This is a genomic window from Sinorhizobium sp. NG07B (assembly GCF_002532005.1).
Taxonomy (GTDB): domain Bacteria; phylum Pseudomonadota; class Alphaproteobacteria; order Rhizobiales; family Rhizobiaceae; genus Sinorhizobium; species Sinorhizobium fredii_C.
The window spans coordinates 1,244,580-1,267,554 of sequence record NZ_NWTD01000001.1; the positions used below are offsets into that span (position 1 = coordinate 1,244,580).

The window sequence follows — 22,975 nt, forward strand, 5'->3', positions numbered from 1 at the left end:
TCCACTCCTCGGAGCGCACCGTGCCGTCACTTGGTGAAAAACGAGAGAACGGCGAGCGAACTCAGGAGCTGTGCCTGCCGGCGCACGCCGAGCCGTCCCATCGCCGAAGCGAGCTGATTATGGACGGTGTTCTTGGAAACGCCCCGGCGCTTCGCGATGTCGGACGGCGCGTCGCCGTTGGCAAGCGAGTGGACCAGGGCAGCTTCGGTCGGCGTGAGCCCGAACACCGTCTTGATGTCGTCGGGAGTGAGCAAGGTGTTCCGGCTCAATTCCCGGATCGTCAGCAGAAAGCTCGGCTCATTGCTGGAGAAAACATTGCCGAACCGGTAGGTGTCACTGCCGAACGACAGGAAATCGACGCTGACAATCCAGCTCACGCCGGTTCGCTTGCTCTTCGCCCAGCGCAGGTGGTGATCGTGCTTGTTGACGCGCGCCTGTTCGATCAGATCCTCGACCTCCGACTGAAGCTCCTCGTCCTGGAACTCGAGCACCTCGTCCCGGAACTCGATGAAGGAGCCGGAGGCATCGACGAAGCGGCCGAAGCGGCGATTGGCGAATTTGACGCGAAGATCAGCGGTGACGATGGCCGACGAGGTGGCGCAGCTTCTGAGCGCCCGTTCGGTGCGGGTCGACCTTTCCCGTTCGTTGACCATCGCTTTCTGCAAAGCGAATGCCGTCTGGAAATGCGGGAGAACCTTCATCAGCGTTTCGGCGGCGATCGCCAGATGATTGTCGGCAGCGTGCGGGAAAAAACAGGCGACGACAATTCGCCGGCTTCCTTCCTTCGACACGAGCAGAACGATGATTTTGCCATCCTCGCCGAAGCAGCGCCGCAAGGCGGATGACCAAGGCGCTCTGTTCGCCAGCGTTACCGGCAATGTCGCAATCGCTCCCAAGCCCATCGCGAGCGTCGCTTCGTCCAGCGCCGAGAGCGTATCGACGTCGAGCAGAGCCGATCTCTGCACCCCCTTGACGGCGAGGCTGATTTTCCTGTTGTCGAGCCCCTCGAAACCGAGGATGGCGCCCGACTCCGCCCGTGCCAATTTCGTCAGATCTGCGACAATTCTATCCCAGGCGGAAGGCAGTAACACCGTTTCGTAAATTGCTTGAATGAGGCTAAGCAGTAACTTGTCTTGGTACGCATCCGACATCGTCCAGTACTCCGGTTACAAAACGCCCCTTTCAATGTCGACACACGCAATAGAAATTTGGTTCTCAATTTGTTCGAGATAAATCAGTGATGCAGCAATCGGCCTTTTATAGAAAAATGTCTGCTTTCGCAGGGCGTTAAAGAAGACTCAGAAATGTCATTCTTGCAGAATATGAGTATGCTAGCCCGAAGGCGTGAATCCGGGCTTGGTGCAGCAGATATTAGTCTTATCTCTTCGTTCAATCCGCGGGGATTTTCCCCCTCCCGGGACGATCTAGCTCGAAAGATACATGTATTTTAGCAATTCCTCCAGAATAATCTTGAAATTCCGACGGAGGAGTTGCCTTGCACTGCATCAAATGGACTCCACGGCGCCGAGGATCCTTCCTGGACTGGCGAGCAATATCAGTCAATTACCGAATGCTGCAATGCAATGCGGTCGGATATGAGATTGAAGGACTTTTTTCGGCACGAAGGCCGACTATTGGAGGCCTGCCCGTTGCAATGCTTCTATGATGCGCTGACGCGGCGCCGATGCCATTCGCCCGATCAGATTGTCGAGATTGGCGATTGACAGGTTCGGCATCAGCGCTTTTGCCTCGGCCACGGCTGCCCGTGCCTCGTCGGTCCGACCGCTCTCGACGAGTGCTGCGGCGAGCCCAAGGCGCGACCAACTTTCGCGCGCCTGGCGACCAATCGCAGCTCGGGCTGCGGCCTCCGCACCAGTCATGTCGCCCATCAGAAAAAGACAGACCGAACGCACGGTCATGAACATGCTGAGAAGGGGATCGCGCGGACTGAAACGGATGGCGCGATCGATGTGGGGAAGGGCCTCGGCCGGCTGACCCGACCAGATATGCACCTGCGCCACCGCGTAATGGGCGTGGGCGTAGCTCGGGTTAAGCTCTGTCGCGATGCGAAGGTGGTCATGCGCAAGGCCGAGTTCGCCCCGGCAGGTGAGAAGCCTCCCCAGCATGACGTGCGGGTAGGGGTGGGCGCCATCGAGGGCTACGGCATGACGGGCATGCACGAGGCCGGACTCAAGCGTGGCGGGGATGTCGTCCGACATTTGCCAGACAACGCGAACGACCGCTGCCTGCGCCAAGCCGGCATGTCCGAGAGCAAAACGCGGATTGAGCTCTGTCGCGCGCCTGAAGTAGTGCTCCGCCGCCTCGATTTGGTCCATGGAGAAATTGTAGACATGCCAGAGGCCGCGGTGGAAAAATTCCCAAGCATCCATGGTCTCGGGCAGTTTGCGCAGAGCCCGCTCGCGCTCCGACGAACGCACTTCTGCGTCGACGGCGGTGATGATGAGGCCGACGATTTCATCCTGAACCGCGAATAGCTCTTCGAGCTTGCGTGCATAGCGTTCGGCCCAGACGGTACGGTGGGTAGCAGTGTCGATGAGCTGGACGCCGAGGCTCAGATCATCTCCCCGACGCCTAAGATTTCCGGTAAGCACATAACGAACATCAAGAGCTTGGGCGGCGTGCTCCGCAAGCCGCGGGCCGGCGCCGAAGGCGAAGGTCGATTGGCGGGCAATGACGAGGAAATCCTTGTGACGCGAAAGCTCGTTGATCAGATCCTCTGCGAGCCCTTCCGCGAGGAACGACTGATCGGCATCCTCCACCGGACGAAGAAATGGCAGGACGGCGATGGAAATGCGGAAATCGGTATCCGCACCGCGTGCTGCTTTCTGCTGGATGGGGGAGGGCGCGACCTCCAGGCGTCTGGCTTCCCGCGTGGGCGTTGCGTCCAACGATAGTTCATGGGCCAGAGCGACGGTCTGCGGCGAGGGCGCGGTTCCGAGCTCGTCGGCAAGCAGTTGGCGACAGGTCTGGAATTGCGCTGCGGCAAGCGAACGCTCCCCTTGGCGTGCATAGAGGCGCATCAGCAATCGATGGCTCTTTTCTCGAAAGGGGTCGAGTGCGACCAGTTGCTGGGCGAGCGCCACGGCTGCCGCTTCGTCGCCGTGCTCGGCAAGCTGTTCCGCAGTCTTGGAAAGCAATGCTTCCGATAGATTGCGGCATCGCGTCCGCTCGAACTCGAGCCATTCCGTCAGCTCTTCCCCCGAGACCGTCAGGCCTTCCAAAAGCTCAGCGGCCAAGCGTCGCGCCGTCTCGGCTTCCGCGGTGGCCGAGGTTCGGCCCATGAGCGACTTGAGTTCATCGACGTCGGTGCATAGGAAATTCGGGTCGAGCATGACCGCCTCGCGGTTCGCGATCAAAATGTGATCCCCCAGGACGGCGCGGATCGCCGCCAGCGCATTGCGCAGGCTTGCCCGCGCCTGCTCAGCGCCCCGGTCCTCCCAGAAAAGCGCGCACAGCTTGGAGCGAGCCTGATACTGGCCCGCCGACAAAGCCAGATAGGCGGCGAGAAGCCGAGTCTTGGCGGTCGGCAGGATCAGTGCCTCACCGGTGGGGGAGCGCACAGCGAATCCTCCCAGCAGTTTGAACTCGATCTGCAACCCACGGAAGTTCTCTGAAAACCGCGGTACCTCGTTCATTTCACGCTCTTTTCACGAATGGCTGTTGTTCAATTTTCAATTGGGATGCGCACCAGTGAGACAAGCGGCCTCGAAGCGCGCGACGCCCTCGGCGCCTAGCGGTGAAATATGCATGCGGCAGCGCGGAGCAGGTTTCGGAAGGAATGTTGGGAACTGCCATTGTCGCGTCAGAGTAAAGTACAACGTGCATCACAAACGGGAAAGAAGCTCAAGTCTTTCAGCATGATCCGCTCACTCCATAGGCGGTATTTCTGACGATTGAAGTAAAGTCTTCGCCTATCGCCGGCTGTATCCATGGGAACACCGCGATAGTTTTTTCTGAACAATATGGCGGACATGGACGTAAGGCGTCCGGATTCGAGGAGAAAGATTAGCGATGAGCAAAATCCGCTAGCCAGCACATTCCAACCGCATGCCGCCATTTCCCAGCTGCGGCAGCAATTTCAAAAAGTTCAATTCGCTTCGACGCCGCACGCTGCCGGCGAACGGAGTTTCTATGTCAGAAATCCTCAGGAGATACTAATGGCAACAAATATAATGGGTACGGACGGCGCCGATACGCTGAACGGCAATTTCGGCGCTGACCAGATTATCGGCCTCGGAGGCAATGATACTCTCAGCGGCTCGTTCCAGGCCGATTTTATCTTGGGCGATACGGGCAAGGACACGCTGAACGGCAACAGCGGCAATGATTTTCTCGACGGCGGCGACGAAAGCGATACCGTCAATGGCGGCTCCGGTCAGGACACGATCATGGCCGACGTGCCGCTTTCCGGCGCCGGCGACATCGCTGACGGCGGTTCGGGCACTGATCGTCTCATGGTCGATTATTCCGACCTTACCGCTGGCGTGAACATCGCGATCAAGGATTGGATCGCCCCGCAGACGCTGGTCGGCAATATCAAGACCACCAATGTCGAAGCCTTCAGCATCACCGGGACCGATTTCGCCGATACGATCACCGGCGGCAACTATAGCGACATGTTCACCGGCGGGGCCGGCGACGACAAGCTGACCGGCGGTCGCGGCGCAGACCTGCTGATGGGCGGGCTCGGCAAGGACACGCTCAAGGGTGGCTATGGCACGGATTTCATCAACGGCGATGACGATGACGATATTCTCACCGGCGACCAGGGAATGGACTTTCTTTCCGGCGACGCCGGCAATGACGATGTCCGCGGCGGCACAGGCGACGATTCCGTAGCTGGCGGTATCGGCAATGACAGCCTCTTCGGTGACGTCGGCAACGACTCGCTGGATGGCGGCGCCGGCGACGACAAGGTCGAGGGCGGGGCAGGCAACGACACGATCACCTACCGCTATGGCGAGGGCAAGGACACGATCACCGACGCCGGCGGCAATGATCGCCTCGTGCTGACGAACTTTACGGGCAATTTCACCGCGAAAGCGGCGAATGTCGTCAACACGATTGCCGGCGGAACGACCTTCATCGGCATCGAAAACTACACCATCACCGCGGCTGGAAGTGGCGCCAACACGATCACCACCAGCACCGGTGCCGATATCATCGACAGCGCGGCCGGCGATGACATCGTCAACGCCGGTGCCGGTGATGATCATGTCAAGAGCGGTCTCGGCAAGGACAGCGTCGTTGCCGGCGACGGCAGCGACCGGGTGGAACTGGGCGATGGCGGGGCAGACAAGGCCGACGGCGGCCTCGGTACCGACCATGTGAATATCGACCGGCGGACAGCAACTGCCGACCTGAGCTTCTCTGCGACGGGCGCCAGCGCCGCGCTTTCCGAGGGAACGTCGCTCAAGAACTTCGAGCGCTATCAGGTGTCCTTCGGTTCCGGCAATGACGTGGTGAAGTCGGTCGGCGCCGCTCAAAGCGTCAGCTTCTCCGGCTATGCCGGCAACGACACGCTGATCGGCACCGCCGGCTCCGACGTGCTCGACGGCGGCACCGGCAATGACAACGTGTCCTCCGGCGCCGGCAACGACCGCCTCATTGACTTCGGCGGCACCAATGCCCTCAAGGCTGGCGACGGCAACGACACGGTCACTGTCGGCGACAGCGGCAGCGTGATTGGCCACAACACGGTCGATCTCGGCACCGGCAACGACTCCTTCGAGCGCAGCGCTTCGACCGGCAAGCTGACGCTCGACGGCGGCACCGGTACGGACTTCGCGTCGATCGATTTCTCCAAATACACGGCCGGCATCACGTTCAAGCTCGCCCCCTCGGTCAGCGTCAGCAATGCGCCGGTGACGGTCAAGAACATCGAGCGGGTGAAACTCGTCGGCGGCAGCGGCAACGACGTCTTTGTCGGCGGCGCGCTGAATGACGCGCTGCACGGCGGCATCGGCCACGACAGCCTGACCGGCGGCGCCGGCGACGACGTGCTTGCCGGCAATCTCGGCAACGACACGCTGAAGGGCGGCCTAGGCGACGACACGCTCTCCGGCGACGGCGTCGGTTTCTACGGCGGCCGCGACAAGATCTCCGGCGAAGACGGCAACGACCGCGTCTATGCCGGGATCGGCGACACGGCCGATGGCGGTGCCGGTACCGACACGCTCGACCTTGATGCAAGCAACCAGACGAAGGACATCGCCTTCAGCTTCGCAACCGGCAGCGCCACCGTCGATGCGACCACCTCCTTCAAGGCCTTCGAGGTGCTGAACTATCTCGGCAGCGCCGGCAAGGACACGATCACCGGCGGCAAGCTCGGCGACCGGCTCGAGGGCAATGGCGGCAACGACACGCTGCGCGGCGGCGACGGCAATGACGTGCTCACCGACGGCGCCGGCAGCGACAGCCTGTTCGGCGACGCCGGCAATGACACGCTGACGCGCACCGTCTTCACCGGAACCGATGTCTTCGACGGCGGCATCGGCACCGACACGCTCTCGTTCAAGGACACCAGCGACATCTCGGTCGTGCTTGACCTTCAGAGCCAGGCCTCGAACAGGGGCATGGCGCAGGGCCTGACGGTGAAAAATTTCGAGATCATCAACGGCAGCGCCAATGACGATGTCATCCGCGGCGATGCCCTTGCGAATACCTTCAACGGCGGCGGGGCCGACGACGTTCTCGACGGTCGCGCTGGTGTCGACCGACTGAACGGCGGCGCCGGCGACGACTGGCTGACCGGCGGTGCCGGCAACGACCTGTTCGTCTTCGACCGCTCCGGCCGGGACGGCGAGGGCGACGTCATCACCGACTTCACCCGCGGCCAGGACAAGCTGGTGATCGACAAAAGCGACTACGGCATTGCCGCCGCCGACGCGACCGTCACGCTCGTCGTCGGCGCCGATCCGGTGGCGACGAGCAGCAAGGGTACCTTCCTGTTCGAAAGCGACAACGGCCGGCTGTGGTTCGACGCCGACGGCAAGGGCACCGAGGCGGACCTCGAACTGGTGGCGATCCTCAAGGGTGTCACGACGCTTTCGACCAGCGACTTCTCGCTGTTCTAAGCGGCTTCGCTTACCCGGGCTGATCACGAAAGGGGCGGGATGGATGCATCCCGCCCCTCATTCGTCGTGTCGCAAGCGAATGAGCTTGGCATTTGCTGAGACGCAATGGCGGCGCTCATTTCAGCGCCGGCCGCGCGCAACGCCGGTGGCCCCGGGCAATTGCACGTGCACAAAATCCCGGTGCTTCGCGATGAGGACGCGCCATTTTTGGGCCAATCCCGCGAGTCCGATAGAGAAATGCGCGCCTCTCGCATCTTGGGCGCGATCTCTGCCACAATTTCGCTGCACCTCACCGGCAAAGTCCTGCCCGCTGACCAACGGCTGGCAGGGGAATTTCATCTCTCGTTGAGCGACCGCCATCAGGTTGGGGCACGGCCATTGCAGTTCGCAGGCCGGCTGCAACTTCAAGCTGGAACCGGCAACCGGGCTTCCGGCGACAGAAGACGTGCAGCCTCAAAGCGCTAGAGAGTCTTTCGTACGTCGTAGCGAAGGCGTGGTGTAGTTTGCGTGGTTGCTGCTGCATGTCTCCTTAAATCGACTCGATAGGGACAAAGACATGCAGGAATTCAAAGTGCTACGGCGACCTTTGCGCGTCTGACAAGACGCGGCGCCGTAGTGCGGTACCGCTCTCGGGCGGAGCCATGCAAAGTTTCGACCTCCCAGGCTTGGCCGGGGTTTGTCGCGCGCCTCGATTAAGGACGCTCTAGCCCTTTGATACCGGAGCTTTCGTTCGCGCGCCAGGGACGCTTCCCGAGCGCGGGTGGCTCTTTGCGCGCAGAAATTTGCGTGCCGGAGGAAGGCGAACCCGGTGCGATGGTCGGAGACGCAGAGCGGCGCAAGCCGGCATGAGGCCGGTCCGCGCACAAAGGAGACCCGAATCATGAAGGTTGTGGCGTTTCTGACTGCGGCATTTGTCGCGCTTACATCACCGGAGACCGCGTCCGCAGGCATGCTGGCCCAGGCCCAGCAATATGCAGGACTGCACGAGGTCAAGAACAACAAGCGGCTGCGTGCCGCCCTCGGCATCAATCCGGCACGCACGCCCTGGTGCGGACACTTCATGGGCATGATCGCCCGGAAAGCCGGTCGTCAACCACCGCAGAGCTATAGTTTTGCGCGGTCGTGGCTGAGGTTCGGTGCACCGATCAAACTTTCCTATGCCCGCCCGGGCGACGTCATCGTGGTCAGAACCGGCCGGAACTACCATGTCGGTATCCTGTCCGCGCTGTCGAAATCGACGGCCCGGGTGATCGGCGGCAATCAATCGGGTAGGGTGCAACTGTCCTATTTCAGCCGCGGCCAGGTGGTCGCCGTGAGACGTTAGGACGGACGTCGGTTGATATCGGACGCCGATGGGCGGGTTGCCTTCTTGCTCATCCCGCATGAGGAGCGGGATGCGCTTGCACGTTCGCTGCCGCTCTATCTGTTTGTTTTTGCCGCATTTGTGCGACGTCAGGTGTTTCCACCTGACTGCAAAATGCTCTAATCTCCGCGGCGTCTCCAACTGCGGATGGCCCGATGTCGCTTCGCCTCGCCACGTTCAATATCGAGAACCTTCTGAGCCGGTTCGACTTTTCCGGCTTCCGCAACCAACTCAAGCAGGACCGGGTGCTGAGGCTTTTCGATGTGCGGAGCGAGGCGGAGTATCAGCGGCTGGAGGAGGCGCGCACGATCGCCCACACCGACGACACGCGACAGATGTCGGCGCTTGCCATCGCCGACTGCGATGCCGACATTCTCTGCCTGCAGGAGGCGGACAACATGGCGGCCTTGCAGGCCTTCGAATATGGCTACCTCTTCCGCATGGTCGGCAACGGATACCGGCAGAAGCATCTGATCGAGGGCAACGATTCGCGCGGCATCGACGTGGCGGTTCTGATGCGCGAGGAGACGCGCGACGGGCAGAAAATCGAATGCCTCGAGGTCAAGAGCCATGCGGCGCTGACCTATGAGGATGTCGGCCTCTTCAACGACGAACTGGCTTTGACCAACCGCCCGCGCGATCGCATCTTCAAGCGCGACTGCCTGGAAGTGGATCTGAGGATCGGCGGCCGGCCGCTGACGCTCTATGTGGTGCATTTCAAATCGATGGGACCGGCGCGCGACGGCCTCGACGGCCGACGGGCAACCATGGCCATTCGCGAAGCCGAGGCGAAGGCGGTGCGCCATATCATCGAAAGCCGCTTCGGCCGCGGCCATGCGGCGGACAAGATGTTCGCCATTTGTGGGGACATGAATGATTATCAGGAGAAGGTCGTCATCCTCGGCGACCGCCGCAACGGCTACGAATTCGTGCCGAGCCAGGAAGAGGCGAGCGCCCTCGATATTCTCAGCCGTGACGGCTTCGTCGAGAATCCCATGTCGAGACGACCGGTGCTCGACCGCTGGACACTCTTCCACAGCCGCGGTCCGGAGGAACGGCACCTCTGCCAGCTCGACTATATCTGGCTGTCGCCGGCGCTTGCGCGGCGCAATGCCGGCCGTATTCCGGAGATCGTCCGCGCCGGCCAGCCTTTCCGGACGATCTTTCCCGCGGGGCAGGAGGTGAAGCGTTATCCGCGCACCGGCTGGGACCGGCCGAAGGCCTCCGACCATTGCCCGGTCGTCATGACGCTGGACATCTGACGATGACCCTTCTCGAGAGCAATCGGACCGGCTGGCCCCCGGAAGGTAAGGTTTTCCCGGTGTCGGAGATCGACATAGAGGTTTCCGCCGAACCGCACCCGTTCCACCTTGCCGAGTCGGAGCGCGCGCGGGAGAGCTGGCAGCGCGAGATCGCCGCCAATCCGCACCTGTTCGACGGCAGGATGGTACTGCAGCGGTCGATCCGCATCGCCGAAGGGCGCATCGCCGCCCGGGCGCATATCGTTCCGTACTCGACCTTTCTCTGGTGGCGAAAGACGCGGGGACCGGGGGCCTGCCACATCTTCGGCATGCCGATGCTGCTTTCCTCGGACGGTGCCCTGATCGCCATCCGCATGGGCGCCCACACGGCCAATGCCGGACGCGTCTACAGCCCCGGCGGCTCGCTGGAACCGGAAGACGTTGTCGATGGGCGTTGCGACGTCGCCGGCAATATTGCCCGCGAAGTGAAGGAGGAAACGGGCATTTCACTCTCCGAGGCCTCCGCCGAAACGGGCTGGCACGCCATTCACGTGGCCGGCACGATCACCGTGTTTCGCGTTTTCCGGCTCCCCGCTACAGCGGACGAGGTCGTCGCGCGGGTGGCGGTGCATATCGCAGCCGATCCGCATCCGGAGGTCGACGAGGCGCTGGCGATCCGTGGGCCCGAACCGCATGCGCACAACTATCCGGAGTTTATCCCGCCGATCCTCGCTTGGCTCTTTGCTCGGCGAGAAATCAAGTAGCCTTTGTCAATGCGCGCCCCGCGCGGCTTCTCTATCGAAGCGGGATTGTCGCACTCATGCTCTGTCACGCCGGGGGAGCCGGGAGCTGACCGGAACCAGCCCCAAAATAGTCAAGAGAGTGAAGGCAGCACCGGCGACGAAGGTTGCCTGCGGCCCGGCGATGTCCCAGAGAGCGCCGGCGATGATGCTGGCAAGCAGCAGGGCGATGCCAGTCACCAAGTTGAACATGCCGAAGGCGGTGCCACGCAGTTCCGCCGGCGCCGCGTCGGCGATCAAGGTCGCCAGCAATCCTTGCGTGAGGCCCATATGCAGCCCCCAAAGCGCGACGCCAATGCCGAGCGTTACGATACCCGTCGTGAAGGCGAGGACCAGGTCGGCCAAGACTAGGAGGACAAGGCCGAGCACGAGAAGGGGCAAGCGGTTCAGACGGTCGGAGAGCACGCCGGCAGGATAGGCCGAGAGCGCGTAGGCGAAGCTCATGATCACGAGGACGACCGGCGCCAGCGCCGGAGACAGGCCGATCGACTGGGCGCGCAGGATGAGGAAGGCCTCGCTGAAGCGGGCCAGCGTGAAGACCGCGGCGACGGCCACGACCCACCAATAGGCCGATCCGAGCCGACTGAGTTCATCACGGCGCAGCGGCATGCGCACCCGGCGCAATTCCTTCGGTCGCTCTGGCTCTTTAACCCAAACGACAAGCACCCCAACGGAAAAAAAGGCGGGAATCACCGCGAACCAGAACACGGCCTGAAAGTGATCCGCCGTCAGCCACATCAGGCCGATGGCGAGGAGGGGGCCGGTGAATGCGCCGACCGTATCGAGCGACTGGCGCAGGCCGAAGCTGGCGCCACGCAGGTGCGGTGGGGCGAGGTCGGCGACGAGCGCGTCGCGCGGCGCCCCGCGGATGCCTTTGCCGACGCGATCGATGAAACGCGCCCCCACCAGCCATTCCACGGAGGTGGCGAGCGGAAAGATCGGTTTGGTGAGCGCCGCCAGGCCATAGCCGAGAACGGCCAGGAACTTGCGCTTTCCCAGCCAATCGCTGAGTGCGCCTGAGAAAACCTTGGTGATCGAGGCCGTCGCCTCGGCTATGCCCTCGATAAGTCCGACCACGAGCGTCGATGTGCCGAGCACGGTGACCATGTAGAGGGGCAACAGCGCGTGGATCATCTCCGAGGAGATGTCCATGAACATCGAGACGAAGCCGAGGGCCCACACGCCGGCCGGAATAGTTCTGCGTGACATAACTTCGCTTGTCATGTTCCCGCCGCGTCCTTTCCTGCCAGCATCCGTGTATGCCGCTTCTGGCGTTCCCGTTCGGGAGGGCTTGCAGCAACGTCTCATAACGGTTGTCGTGAACGGCAGAAAGGTCGTCCTCGCGACAAAGGGTGTTTAAATTAACAGGTGCTATCGAGTTGATGATTTCCGATCGACGACGTGTCCGCAAAGCGGCCGCATCTCGCGTCGGAAAGTCATGGCCATCCGAGGAAATTTCGCCTTGCCGCGCGGACGAGGGCGTTGCAAGCTTCCTGCCAGTCCGGATCTCGGACTAAGGGCATCGGGTAACGTGCCGGCGACGGGGGGATGCATGGGACGACGCTACGCGATCTACGACGTTTTCACCGAGAAGCGTCTCGAGGGCAATCCGCTTGCGGTGGTGTTCGATGCCGAAGACCTGAGCGACGCGGCGATGCAGTCGATCGCCCAGGAATTCAATCTTTCGGAGACGGTGTTCATTCAGCGGCGGGGGAGCGCAACGCATGCGGTGCAGCTCAGGATCTACACGCCCTGGCACGAACTGCCCTTCGCCGGCCATCCGACCGTCGGCGCGGCCGTGGCAATAGCAGAGGCGCTCTACGGCGATACTGAGAAGCCGCTCGATCTCATGCAGATATTGGAACAGAAGGTCGGGCCGGTGCGGACGGCGGTGCGGCTGCGGCCCGGAGCCGCGACCTTCGCCGAGTTCGACCTGCCGCGCAAGCCGAGCCGGCTGGACGCGCGCTTCGACAAGCAGGCGATTGCCGATGCGCTGAGCCTCAAGGCGACGCAGATCGGCTTCGAGAACCATGTCATTTCCTTCTGGAGTGCCGGCGTTCCCTTCGTCATGGTGCCGTTGCACGATATCGCTGCCGTGGCGGCTGTGGAGTTCGACCCGCAGCGCTGGGAGCGACTGGCACCGCTGGCGGAAGGGCGGCTCGCCGCCGCCTATCTCTACTGCCGCGGCGGGATCAACCACATGGCCCGCTTCCACGCCCGCATGTTTGCCCCGGAGATGGGAATCGCCGAAGACCCGGCAACCGGCGCGGCCGTGGCGGCGCTATCCGGCGCGATTCACCTCTTCGACGAACTCGTCGACGGGCATCACGCCATCCTGGTGGAGCAAGGGGTCGAGATGGCGCGCCCTTCCTTCATCCACCTGCACCTCGACATTGCCGGCGGCAAGATTGCAACCGCCCGCATCGGCGGCCACGCGGTGAAGATGGCCGAGGGCGACCTGACGGTTTAGGCGGATTGGGGGCTTTTTGCGTCAGCAGGAAGCGGGAAGCGTTCCTTTCGCTTCGAGCAGGGACCGGCTCGCCTCGTTCAATGTCGCAGACAACCCGATTGCCGCTCTTCAATCGATGATGTGGTAGCCGCCGTCGACGTAGAGCACCTGACCCGTAATGAGCCGCGCGGCGTCGTGCGCAAGAAAGGCCGTCGCGACGCCGACGTCGTCGATGTCGACCAGTTCGCGCGTCGGCGATTTCACTTTCGTCTTCTCCAGAAGCGTATCGAACTCGGGAATGCCGGAGGCGGCACGGGTGGCAAGGGCGCCGGGAGAGATCGCGTGCACGCGGATGCCTTTGGGGCCGAGCTCCGCAGCAATGTACCGCACGGCGCTTTCGAGTGCGGCCTTGGCGACGCCCATGATGTTGTAGTTCTCCACCACCACCTGCGAGCCGTGATAGGTCATGGTGAAGAGCGTTCCGCCGCGCTTCATCAGCGGTTCGGCCAGATGCGCCATGCGGATGAAGGACCAGCAGGAGATCTCCATTGTCGTCAGGAAGCCCTCGCGGGGGACGTCGGTCACCCGCCCGCCGAGCGCATCCTTCGGCGAAAAGGCGATCGAGTGGACGAGGAAGTCGAGCTCTCCCCAGGTCTCCGCGATGCGTTCGAAGACAGCCTCGATCTGGCCGGGCACGGCGACGTCCAGCGGCAGAAAGAGCGGCGCGTCGAGCTCGCGCGCCAGGGGCTCCACATGGGGCCTGGCTTTGTCGTTAAGATAGGTCACCGCGACTTCCGCCCCGAACGCATGGAATGCGCGCGCACAGCCCCAGGCAATCGAGCGGTCGTTGGCGATGCCGACGATGAGGCCCTTGCGGCCTTCGAGAAGCTTGGCCTTTACGGCGGGAATGGACATCTCGGCTTTCCTCCGGGATCAGGCGTTGGGGGCACTGATCAGCGCGAGCGTGTGGCGTGCGATCATCAGTTCCTCGTCGGTCGGAATGACATGAAGCGCGACGCGGCTCGCAGCAGTCGATATCAGCGCGGCGCCCCCCTCGTTTGCGGCTGGCTCGAGTTCGGCGCCAAGCCAGGCGAGGCGCTCGGCGATCCGTGCGCGGATCGGCGCCGAGTTCTCCCCGACACCCGCTGTGAAGACGAAAGCATCGACACCGCCGAGCGCCGCGGCGAGCATGCCGGCGCTGAGGCTGCAGCGGTGCACGAAATGGTCGATCGCGAAGGAGGCGCGCTTGTCGTCGCTCTCCAGAAGTTCGCGCATGTCGTTCGAAATGCCGGAAAGACCTTTTAGGCCGGCATCGTGATAGAGGAGGTCAGACACGGCCTCGGCACTCATGCCCTTTTGCGAGATGAGGTAGAGCACGACGCCCGGGTCGAGTTGGCCTGGACGTGTTCCCATCGGCAATCCGTCGAGGGCAGTGAAGCCCATCGTACTCTCGATGCTGTGGCCGTCGCGTAGCGCGCACATCGAAGCGCCGCTGCCGAGATGCGCGACGATGACTTTGCCGCGCGCTGCGTCCGGCGCGATTTCGCGCATCCGCTCGGCGACGTATTCGTAGGAAAGGCCATGGAAGCCGTAACGCCGCACGCCCTGGTCGTAAAACGCCCGTGGCAACGCGTAACAATCGGCATCCTTTGGGTGCCCGCGGTGGAAGGCCGTATCGAAACAGGCGACCTGTGGCACGTCCGGGTTAATCTCCATGGCAAGCCGAATGGGCGCGAGATTGTTGGGCTGGTGCAGCGGCGCCAAATTCTGATAGCTGGCAAGGCGGTCGAGCACTGTCGCGTCGATCAGTACGGGCTGCGCGTAGTCGGGGCCGCCATGGACGACGCGATGGCCGATTGCGCAAAGTTCGACACCCTCAAGCGTCAGCAGCCATTCGCGTGCGGACGCGATGGCGGCCGGAAGGTCGCGAACGGCCTCCGCGGGGTAGTTCTGATCGATCAGGATTGCCCCATCGGCGCCTTTGGCATAGAGGCGCGGTCGCGAGCCGATGCCGCCGATCTGGCCGCGCACCTGCCGCGTCAGGCTCGCCCCGCCGACGCTGAAGACCTGGAACTTCAGGCTCGATGAACCGGCATTGACGACGAGGATCGCGTCCATGGCGCTAGACCGCCGCGACTTGTGCTGCACGCCGCCGGGCCGCGAAAAGCGCGGCGACGGCGCAGGAAGCGAGGCGGGTTCTGATCGAATCCGCCCGCGACGTCAGCACGATCGGCACGCGGGCGCCGAGGACGATGCCGGCTGCATCCGCATGGGAAAGGAAGGTCAGGTTCTTTGCGAGCATGTTGCCGGCCTCCAGATCCGGCACGACGATGATCTGGGCGTGGCCGGCAACCGGCGACCTGATGCCCTTGATGCGGGCCGCTTCGGGATCGATTGCGTTGTCGAAGGCGAGCGGCCCGTCGAGCAGGCCGCCGGTGATCTGGCCGCGCTCGGCCATCTTGCAGAGCGCCGCCGCTTCGATCGTCGATGGGATCTTGGCGGTGACCGTCTCCACCGCCGAAACGATCGCGACCCGCGGCTCGCCGAGGCCGATCGTCACCCAGAGATCGATCGCGTTCTGAACGATGTCGCGCTTGGCTTCGAGGTCCGGGAAGATATTGATCGCTGCGTCGGTGATGAACAGCGTCTCTGGATGACCGGGGACGTCCATGACGAAGACGTGACTGATCCGCCGATCGGTCCTGAGGCCGGTGGCGGAGGCGGCGACCTCATGCATCAGCTCGTCGGTATGCAGGCTGCCCTTCATCAGAAGTTCGCCCTTGCCCTCGCGAACGAGCGCAACCGACTTGGCGGCGGCGGCATGGCTGTGCGGCGCATCGACGATTTCCCAGCCGCCGATTTCGAGCCCATGCTCGGCCGCCACAGAACGGATCTTCACTTCCGGCCCCACGAGAACAGGTTTGATGAGCCCCGTTTCCGCCGCTTGAAGCGCACCGCGCAGCGAAGTCTCGTCGCAGGGATGAACGACAATCGTCACCGCCGACGTTTCGGCCTGTGCGGCTGCGATCAGGCGGTCGTACTTGGACGGCTCGGCCGTCAGTGCAGTGACCTCGGACACTTCGAAACCTCCAAATGGTCGATCAGGACGTCTTACGCTCGCGTGCGCTCTTGCGCGCCGCGAACGGCACCGTTTCGCTGCCGAGGCCAAAAAGCCTCTCGACGCGTTCCATACGCTCTGCGGCTGCCCCGGCAATGGCTGCGGATGCCTCCAGCACCTCACGCAGGACATTGAAGGCGGAGTGGCGTTCATCGAGGTCTTCCGGGAGCAATTTGGGGATCGCTGCGAGTGCCGCTTCCTCGTCGATCAGCAAGATGAAGTACTGCTTGCGCAACAGCGCCTTGAACTGCGGAAGCGTCAACTGGCTTGCTGTCGGGTGGGCGCGGCGCAACCGGCGGATTGCCTCGAAGCCGCGCTCGTCGGCGCCGTCGCGCGCTTTCCCGACGAACAGCAGGGCCCTGGCAAGGGCCTCGCGCAGCCCGCCCTCGGCGATCTCGGCTCTGAGCGAAGCGATCCGGGTTTTGACAAGTTCCTGGTGCAGAGGGCTCTTCGCCGGCCTGCGCGGGCGATCGGATGTGCTGTCGATGCCGAGCGCGGTCTGCAGGACCGGGGAGCCGTAGATGGCGCGGAAGGTCTCCTCCGAAAGTTGCTCTACCGTCCTTCGCCAAGCCTCAAGACCACTGACGATCTGTTGCGACATGTTTTCCTGCAGGGCGAGGAACGGGTTCTCGGCGACCGCCGGCTTGCGGTTTTCGCGGGCATGCTCCGCGGCCGCCTGGATCCAGGCCATGAAGGGATTGCTCGGCCCGAAGAGCTCGTATTGCAGGCGTAGCGGATGCGTGCGGCGCATCGCCTCGGCAAAGGTCGGCGTGACCATGGCTCGGACCGCGGGCTGCAGGAAGGTGCGGTAGAGGGCGAGATTGACCTCCGAGAGCTTCGCCGCCGCGGCAAAGCGATGTTCGTCTTCGATGTCATTTCCACCGAGGGCACGGATATCGTCCAGCGTTCGCGCTTCGCAACGCATCACCCATTCTCCGGCAACCAAGGCCCGGCCCTCGGCGACCTCGCTCGCCGGCTCAAGGACTGCCTCGTAGAGGCCGGGCGGCAGCACGTCGATCAGATCGATGTTGGACGCGAACTCGTCGTGTTCCTTCCGGGCGACCCCGGCCGAGACAAAGATGCCGAGGTGGCCGATCTTGTCGTGCACGGCGTAGACGATTGTCTGGCCGTAGGCACGGATCTCGTCGACGCTGTCGTAAAGATCGAGGATCCAATCGAGCGCCTGCTGTGGCGGCGTGATGTTGTCGCCTTTCGAGCAGAAGACGACGATGGGCGAGCGGATGTTGCGCAAGTCGATGGCGGTGCCGTCGGAGGTGCGGATTTCGCCCGCGGCGAGCTTGTTGCCGACGAAGAGTTCATCGACGATGAACTGCATCTCCTCGGCATTCAGCGTCACATGGCCACCCCACCAACGCTCGAAGCCGAGGTAGCGCTCGGGCTCCGTGTCTATTTTCGAGTAGAGATTGTACTGCTTGCTCCAGAGGGTATTGGCGGGATTCTGGTTCTCGAAATTCTGGACGAGCCAGGCGCCGTCGAACAGGCCGCCGCCGAGATCGCCGGTGAGCGCCGTCAGCCAACTGCCGCCAAGCAGTCCACCCGAATAGCGCATCGGATACTGCCCCCTGACGCCGGCCCAATAGGAAAGCGGCGTACCCGCAATGATGATCGGACCGAACAGTTCCGGGCGCAGGGATGCGAGGATCATCACCGCCCAGCCGGCCTGGCAGTTGCCGATCACGCAAGGCTTGCCGTCGGCGTTCGGATGGCGGGCAATGACCGTCTCGAGGAAAACCGCTTCGGCGCGGGCGATGTCCTCGATCGTCTGGCCGGGGACCGGTTCGGGAAGGAAGCCGATGAAATAGCAGGGGTGGCCGGCCTTCATCGCCACGCCGATCTCGCTGTCGGCCTTGAACCCGCCGATGCCGGGCCCGTGGCCGGCGCGCGGGTCGACGACGACGAACGGACGCTTCAGCGGGTCGAGGACGATGTCTTCGGGAATGCCTTCGGGCGGGATTATACGGACGAGTGCGTAGTTGACCGGCCTATCAAGCGTCCGGCCGTCGAGGACAAGTTCCGCGTCGTAGCTCAGCACGTGCGGAGCGGTTTGCGCAGCATGTTCCTCGTACTGTTCACCACGCTGGCGCATGACATCGAGAAACAGGATGGAACGCTGCCAGGCATCGAACGAATAGGCGAATGCGTCTGCAAAGGACGGGATGGTCGGCTGAGCCATTCGGTCTACTCCTCGGCTTGAACGGAGGGCGGTCCCAGTCTCTGAACGCACATACAGCAACACTGCTTTTCGAGCATTGATCTCCGTCAAATCCAGGCGGACCGGTGCGTTTCCGGGGCGCCGAGCGCGATGAACTGCACTGCGGCATCATACTATGCGATCCCGCTGCGACGCTGTCGAGAAGCGCCCGCAATGCGGCAATATGACGGAATCGGCACGGCGAGAGCGTCCCGATTCGCCGGAGCCGAGTGTCGTTATTGATTGCGGTCAATGCCGGCCCGTCTTTTTTGGCCTATCGTTCCTTTCGAGCGGCATCTTTCCGCGGCAGTTCGCTTCATGCCGGATTTGTCGAATGGGAGCGCAGGAACGGAGGGAGTCGGGTTCAGGCGGGGAATGACGGAAGGGATTCTTACCGGAGTTGGATCGATATGCTTGTCAAGGATGTGATGACGACAAAGGTCGTCAAACTGTCGCCTGACAACAGCGTCAGACAGGCAGCCAAGCTGATGTTCGAGCATCACGTTAGCGGCATTCCCGTCGTTGACGACGAAGGGCACTTGCTCGGCGTCATCAGCGAAGGCGACCTGATCCGTCGGACGGAACTCTGCAGTGAAGCATCCGCCTTGATGGCCGACATGAGCCTTGCCCCCGATGACAGAGCCAACGCCTTTATGAGGCGGTGCTCGTGGAGAGTCGGCGACGTCATGACAGCCGATCCCGTGACCATCAACGAAGATGCGCCCCTTGCGCGTGTCGCAAGGCTCATGCAGGAACGCGCCATCAAGCGCATCCCCGTCATGCGGAATGGAGAACTGGTCGGCATCGTCAGCCGCGCCGACCTGTTGGAGGCGATTTTTGCGGCAAAGCAGGACGAAACAGCAGCCGGCGATGACGCCATTCGACGCAGCATCCTTGTTCGCCTCGGCGAGAACACCGGCCTGGAAGGATTGGATGTGACGGTCACGGTGACCGAGGGGATCGTGCACTTTTGGGGCGAGGTCGAGCCAGCCGCTTGCCGGAAGGCCGCGCACGTCCTGGCTGAGAGCGTTCACGGCGTTCGGGGCGTGGTGGAGCATTTCCCAGATCCTTATACTCAATAGCTTGCCCGCCTGATCATACCGACCCCGCGAAGCGTCTCTGTACTCATGCGAGATGAAGGGGAATGGAAATGGCACAGATGATGAAGGCGGCTGTCGTTCGGCAGTTCCGCACCCCGCTCACGATCGAGGACGTGGAGGTCCCAGCTCCTCGATCGGGGCAGATACTCGTGAAATATGAAGCAACCGGCGTGTGTCACACCGACCTGCACGCGGCGAACGGCGATTGGCCGGTAAAGCCAAGCCCGCCCTTCATTCCGGGGCATGAGGGTGTCGGCTTCGTCGCTGCTGCGGGCGCCGGCGTGAAAAGAGTAAAGGAGGGTGACCGGGTTGGCGTGCCCTGGCTCCACACCGCCTGCGGCTATTGCCCCTATTGCCGGACCGGTTGGGAAACCTTGTGCGCGTCACAGTCGAACACCGGGTACTCGGTGAATGGCACATTCGCGGAATTCGGGCTGGCGGACCCCGACTTCGTCGGCAGCCTTCCGGATGGGTTGGAATTCGGAGCCGCTGCCCCCGTTCTCTGTGCGGGGGTGACCGTTTACAAGGGGCTGAAGGAAACGGAAGTCCGTCCGGGTGAATGGGTGGCCATTTCGGGTGTCGGCGGTCTGGGCCACATGGCGGTGCAATATGCCAAGGCGATGGGCATGCACGTCGTAGCCGCCGACATATTCGAGGACAAACTGGCCCTGGCGAGGCAACTCGGCGCCGACATCACGGTCAACGGCAAGGCAGCCGATGCCATTGAGCAGGTAGCAAAGGCCACCAACGGCGGCGTTCATGGAGCGCTCGTGACCGCGGTCTCGCCCGCCGCGATGGAACAGGCCTTCGGATTCATGCGCTCGAAGGGCACGATGGTCCTTGTCGGCCTTCCGCCCGGGATGGTTTCCCTGCCTGTGTTCGAAACAGTCCTGAAGCGCATAACCGTGCGCGGATCGATCGTCGGCACCCGCCAGGACCTGGAAGAATCGCTCCTCTTCGCGGCGGAGGGCAAGGTGACGCCGCATTACTCCTGGGAAAACCTGGAGAACATCAACGACATCTTCCATCGCATGGAAGCAGGCAAGATCGACGGCCGCATAGTCATGAGACTGCAATAGCCTTGCATGACGGATTTGGATGGGGAGGCTCAGATGGCTGAAACGGCAGTGATGAACGAAACAGCATCAGGCAAGTCACAGGCAGCGACCGCGCTGTCATCGGAGGAGCTTCGCCTGATGGACGCCTACTGGCGGGCTTCGAACTACCTCTCGGTCGGCCAGATCTACCTGCTCGACAACCCCCTGCTGCGAGAGCCGTTGAAACGCGAGCACGTAAAGCCACGTCTGCTCGGCCATTGGGGAACGTCGCCGGGCCTGAACATGCTCTACGTGCACCTCAACCGGATCATCAAGCGCGACGATCTCAACATGATCTACGTCATCGGTCCGGGGCATGGTGGGCCGTCGCTGGTGGCGCATGCCTATCTGGAGGGGACATACAGCGAATTTTATCCGGACATCGGCCAAACCACCGAGGGAATGCAGCGGCTCTTCAAGCAGTTCAGCTTTCCCGGCGGCATTCCCAGCCATGTCGCCCCGGAGACCCCCGGCAGCATTCACGAGGGCGGCGAGCTCGGATATGCGCTGAGCCACGCCTATGGCGCGGCATTCGACAACCCCGACCTGATCGTCGCCTGTGTCGTTGGCGATGGCGAGGCCGAGACAGGACCTCTCGCGACCGGTTGGCAAGGCAACAAGTTCCTGAACCCGGCGCGCGACGGCTGTGTGCTGCCGATCCTGCACTTGAACGGATACAAGATCGCCAATCCGTGTTTTCTCGCCCGGATACCTCATGATGAATTGCGGAAATTCTTCGAGGGCATGGGTTACAAGCCCTATTTCGTCGAAGGCCATGAGCCGGGTAACGTTCACCAGCAATTGGCCGGCGTGCTCGATACAGCCGTCGCCGACATTCGCGAAATCTGGGACGGCGCCCGCACCAGCGGCAATCTGAAACGCCCGGCATGGCCGATGATCGTCTTTCGAACGCCGAAAGGCTGGACCTGCCCCTCAGAGATCGATGGCAAGAAGTGTGAGGACTATTGGCGATCGCACCAGGTGCCGATGGGCGAGATGGACAAGCCGGAGCATATCCTCGTCCTCGAGCAATGGATGAAAAGCTACTGTCCGGAGGAGCTTTTCAATGACGAGGGGCGGCTGAAGCCGGAACTGGTCGCGCTGGCACCGAGCGGACGTCGTCGAATGAGCGACAACCCCCACGCCAATGGCGGGCTGCTGCTGCGCGACCTCAAGATGCCGGCTTTCCGGGACTATGCCGTGGATGTTCCGCGCCCCGGAGCAACGACGGTGGAAGCCGCGCGCCTCATGGGCAAGTTCTTGCGGGACGTGATGAAGCTCAACATGGACAGCCGGAACTTCCGCCTGTTCAGCCCGGACGAAAACAACTCCAATCGATGGCAGGACGTGCTCGAGGTCACCGATCGTTGCTACATGGCCGAGATCCTTCCGGAGGACGACCACCTGTCGCCGGATGGCCGCATCATGGAGGTCCTGAGCGAGCACCAGTGCCAGGGCTGGCTGGAAGGCTATCTGCTAACGGGCCGCCATGGGTTCTTCTCCTGCTATGAAGCCTTCATCCACATCATAGATTCGATGTTCAATCAGCACGCCAAATGGCTGAAGGTGTGCAACGAGATCCAGTGGCGCAGGCCGGTCGCCTCCCTGAACTATTTCCTCAGTTCCCATGTCTGGCGGCAGGATCACAACGGGTTCAGCCATCAGGATCCCGGGTTCATCGACCACGTCGTCAACAAGAAGGCCGACGTCATTCGCGTCTACCTGCCGCCGGACGCCAATACGCTTCTTTCCGTGACCGACCATTGCCTGCGCAGCCGCAACTACATCAACGTCGTCGTCGCCGGCAAGCAGCCCGCTCCGCAATGGCTGACCATGGAGCAAGCCGTGCGGCATTGCAGCATGGGCCTCAGCATATGGGACTGGGCGAGCAACGACAGAGACGGCGAACCCGATGTCGTCATGGCCTGTTGCGGCGACGTCCCGACGCTTGAGACCTTGGCTGCGGTCCAGTTGCTGCGCGAGCACCTGCCGGAGGTGAAGGTGCGGGTCATCAATGTCGTCAACCTGATGAAGCTGCAGCCGGCGGAGGAGCACCCGCACGGGCTGTCTGACCGGGATTTCGATGGCCTTTTCACCAGGGACAAGCCGATCATCTTCGCCTTCCACGGCTATCCGTGGCTCATCCACCGGCTGACCTATCGCCGGACGAACCATGGAAATCTTCACGTGCGCGGCTACAAGGAAGAGGGCACGACGACGACGCCGTTCGATATGGTTGTCCTCAACGAGCTCGATCGCTTCCATCTCGTCAGCGACGTCATCGATCGGCTGCCGCAGCTCGGTGCACGCGCTGCCTATTTCAAGCAAGCCATTCAGGCAAAGCTGATCGAGCACCGGGAATATATCGAGAAGTATGGCGACGACATGCCGTCCATCAGCGGATGGCAATGGGGCGTCAAGGGCATGGAGCAAGTGCGGGGAGCGACATCCACGGAAGGCGACAATGCCTAGCTGCGACAGGAGCTCTGCCCGCATCG

At 62.6% G+C, this 22,975-nt stretch carries 15 protein-coding genes; 8 read left to right on the forward strand and 7 right to left on the reverse strand.

All coding sequences use genetic code 11. The features are described 5' to 3' along the window. Window positions 1–26 precede the first annotated feature (26 nt). Both CO664_RS05990 and CO664_RS05995 read right to left on the reverse strand, forming a co-directional pair. On the reverse strand, window positions 27–1,043 hold the full coding sequence (locus CO664_RS05990) for a LuxR C-terminal-related transcriptional regulator (protein WP_234820101.1): 1,017 nt from the start codon (window positions 1,041–1,043) through the stop codon (window positions 27–29). Between the two features lie 588 nt (window positions 1,044–1,631). Next, complete coding sequence (locus tag CO664_RS05995) at window positions 1,632–3,656, reverse strand: BTAD domain-containing putative transcriptional regulator (RefSeq protein ID WP_097538156.1); 2,025 nt, start codon at window positions 3,654–3,656, stop codon at window positions 1,632–1,634. A gap of 522 nt (window positions 3,657–4,178) precedes the next feature. Here CO664_RS05995 and CO664_RS06000 point away from each other — a divergent pair. From CO664_RS06000 to CO664_RS06020, 4 genes are all read left to right on the forward strand, one after another. Next, on the forward strand, window positions 4,179–7,097 hold the full coding sequence (locus CO664_RS06000) for a calcium-binding protein (RefSeq protein WP_176536500.1): 2,919 nt from the start codon (window positions 4,179–4,181) through the stop codon (window positions 7,095–7,097). A gap of 880 nt (window positions 7,098–7,977) precedes the next feature. Continuing rightward, a complete protein-coding gene (locus CO664_RS06010) occupies window positions 7,978–8,421 on the forward strand; it encodes a TIGR02594 family protein (protein WP_037423483.1) in 444 nt (147 codons plus the stop codon). Between the two features lie 194 nt (window positions 8,422–8,615). Continuing rightward, on the forward strand, window positions 8,616–9,722 hold the full coding sequence (locus CO664_RS06015; RefSeq protein ID WP_097525009.1) for an endonuclease/exonuclease/phosphatase family protein: 1,107 nt from the start codon (window positions 8,616–8,618) through the stop codon (window positions 9,720–9,722). 2 nt (window positions 9,723–9,724) lie between these two features. Beyond that, window positions 9,725–10,465, forward strand: a complete 741-nt coding sequence (locus tag CO664_RS06020) for a DNA mismatch repair protein MutT (protein ID WP_097538159.1) — start codon at window positions 9,725–9,727, stop codon at window positions 10,463–10,465. Window positions 10,466–10,519: 54 nt separating this feature from the next. On the opposite strand, the gene CO664_RS06025 is transcribed toward CO664_RS06020, so the two are convergent. Next, window positions 10,520–11,725 carry an MFS transporter gene (locus tag CO664_RS06025; RefSeq protein ID WP_097538160.1) on the reverse strand — a complete coding sequence of 402 codons (1,206 nt, stop codon included), beginning with the start codon at window positions 11,723–11,725 and terminating at the stop codon, window positions 10,520–10,522. 328 nt (window positions 11,726–12,053) lie between these two features. Here CO664_RS06025 and CO664_RS06030 point away from each other — a divergent pair, with 328 nt between their 5' ends. Further along, the gene (locus tag CO664_RS06030) at window positions 12,054–12,971 is read left to right on the forward strand and encodes a PhzF family phenazine biosynthesis protein (protein WP_037423426.1); all 918 of its coding nucleotides are present in this window, start codon (window positions 12,054–12,056) and stop codon (window positions 12,969–12,971) included. A 108-nt stretch (window positions 12,972–13,079) separates the two neighbouring features. Here the strand turns inward: CO664_RS06030 and fabI are convergent, their stop codons facing one another. Genes fabI through CO664_RS06050 form a run of 4 tightly spaced genes read right to left on the reverse strand, consistent with a single transcriptional unit; the run spans window position 13,080 to window position 18,262 of the window. Beyond that, window positions 13,080–13,865 carry an enoyl-ACP reductase FabI gene (gene fabI, locus CO664_RS06035; RefSeq protein ID WP_097538161.1) on the reverse strand — a complete coding sequence of 262 codons (786 nt, stop codon included), beginning with the start codon at window positions 13,863–13,865 and terminating at the stop codon, window positions 13,080–13,082. A gap of 18 nt (window positions 13,866–13,883) precedes the next feature. Continuing rightward, complete coding sequence (locus tag CO664_RS06040) at window positions 13,884–15,068, reverse strand: acetate kinase (RefSeq protein WP_097538162.1); 1,185 nt, start codon at window positions 15,066–15,068, stop codon at window positions 13,884–13,886. 4 nt (window positions 15,069–15,072) lie between these two features. Next, window positions 15,073–16,029, reverse strand: coding sequence for a phosphate acetyltransferase (locus CO664_RS06045; protein WP_097525004.1), 957 nt, complete (start codon window positions 16,027–16,029; stop codon window positions 15,073–15,075). A 22-nt stretch (window positions 16,030–16,051) separates the two neighbouring features. Further along, window positions 16,052–18,262, reverse strand: coding sequence for a DUF3141 domain-containing protein (locus tag CO664_RS06050; RefSeq protein ID WP_097538163.1), 2,211 nt, complete (start codon window positions 18,260–18,262; stop codon window positions 16,052–16,054). A gap of 428 nt (window positions 18,263–18,690) precedes the next feature. Here CO664_RS06050 and CO664_RS06055 point away from each other — a divergent pair, with 428 nt between their 5' ends. The 3 genes from CO664_RS06055 (at window position 18,691) to CO664_RS06065 (ending at window position 22,949) form a co-directional block, all read left to right on the forward strand. Further along, a complete protein-coding gene (locus tag CO664_RS06055; RefSeq protein ID WP_097538164.1) occupies window positions 18,691–19,362 on the forward strand; it encodes a CBS domain-containing protein in 672 nt (223 codons plus the stop codon). 68 nt (window positions 19,363–19,430) lie between these two features. Then, window positions 19,431–20,459: an alcohol dehydrogenase AdhP gene (adhP, locus tag CO664_RS06060; RefSeq protein ID WP_037423488.1), complete on the forward strand. Its 1,029-nt coding sequence runs from the start codon at window positions 19,431–19,433 to the stop codon at window positions 20,457–20,459. A gap of 33 nt (window positions 20,460–20,492) precedes the next feature. After that, entirely contained in the window at window positions 20,493–22,949 is a 2,457-nt protein-coding gene (locus CO664_RS06065) for a phosphoketolase family protein (RefSeq protein WP_176536501.1), read from the forward strand. The last annotated feature ends 26 nt before the right edge of the window (window positions 22,950–22,975 follow it).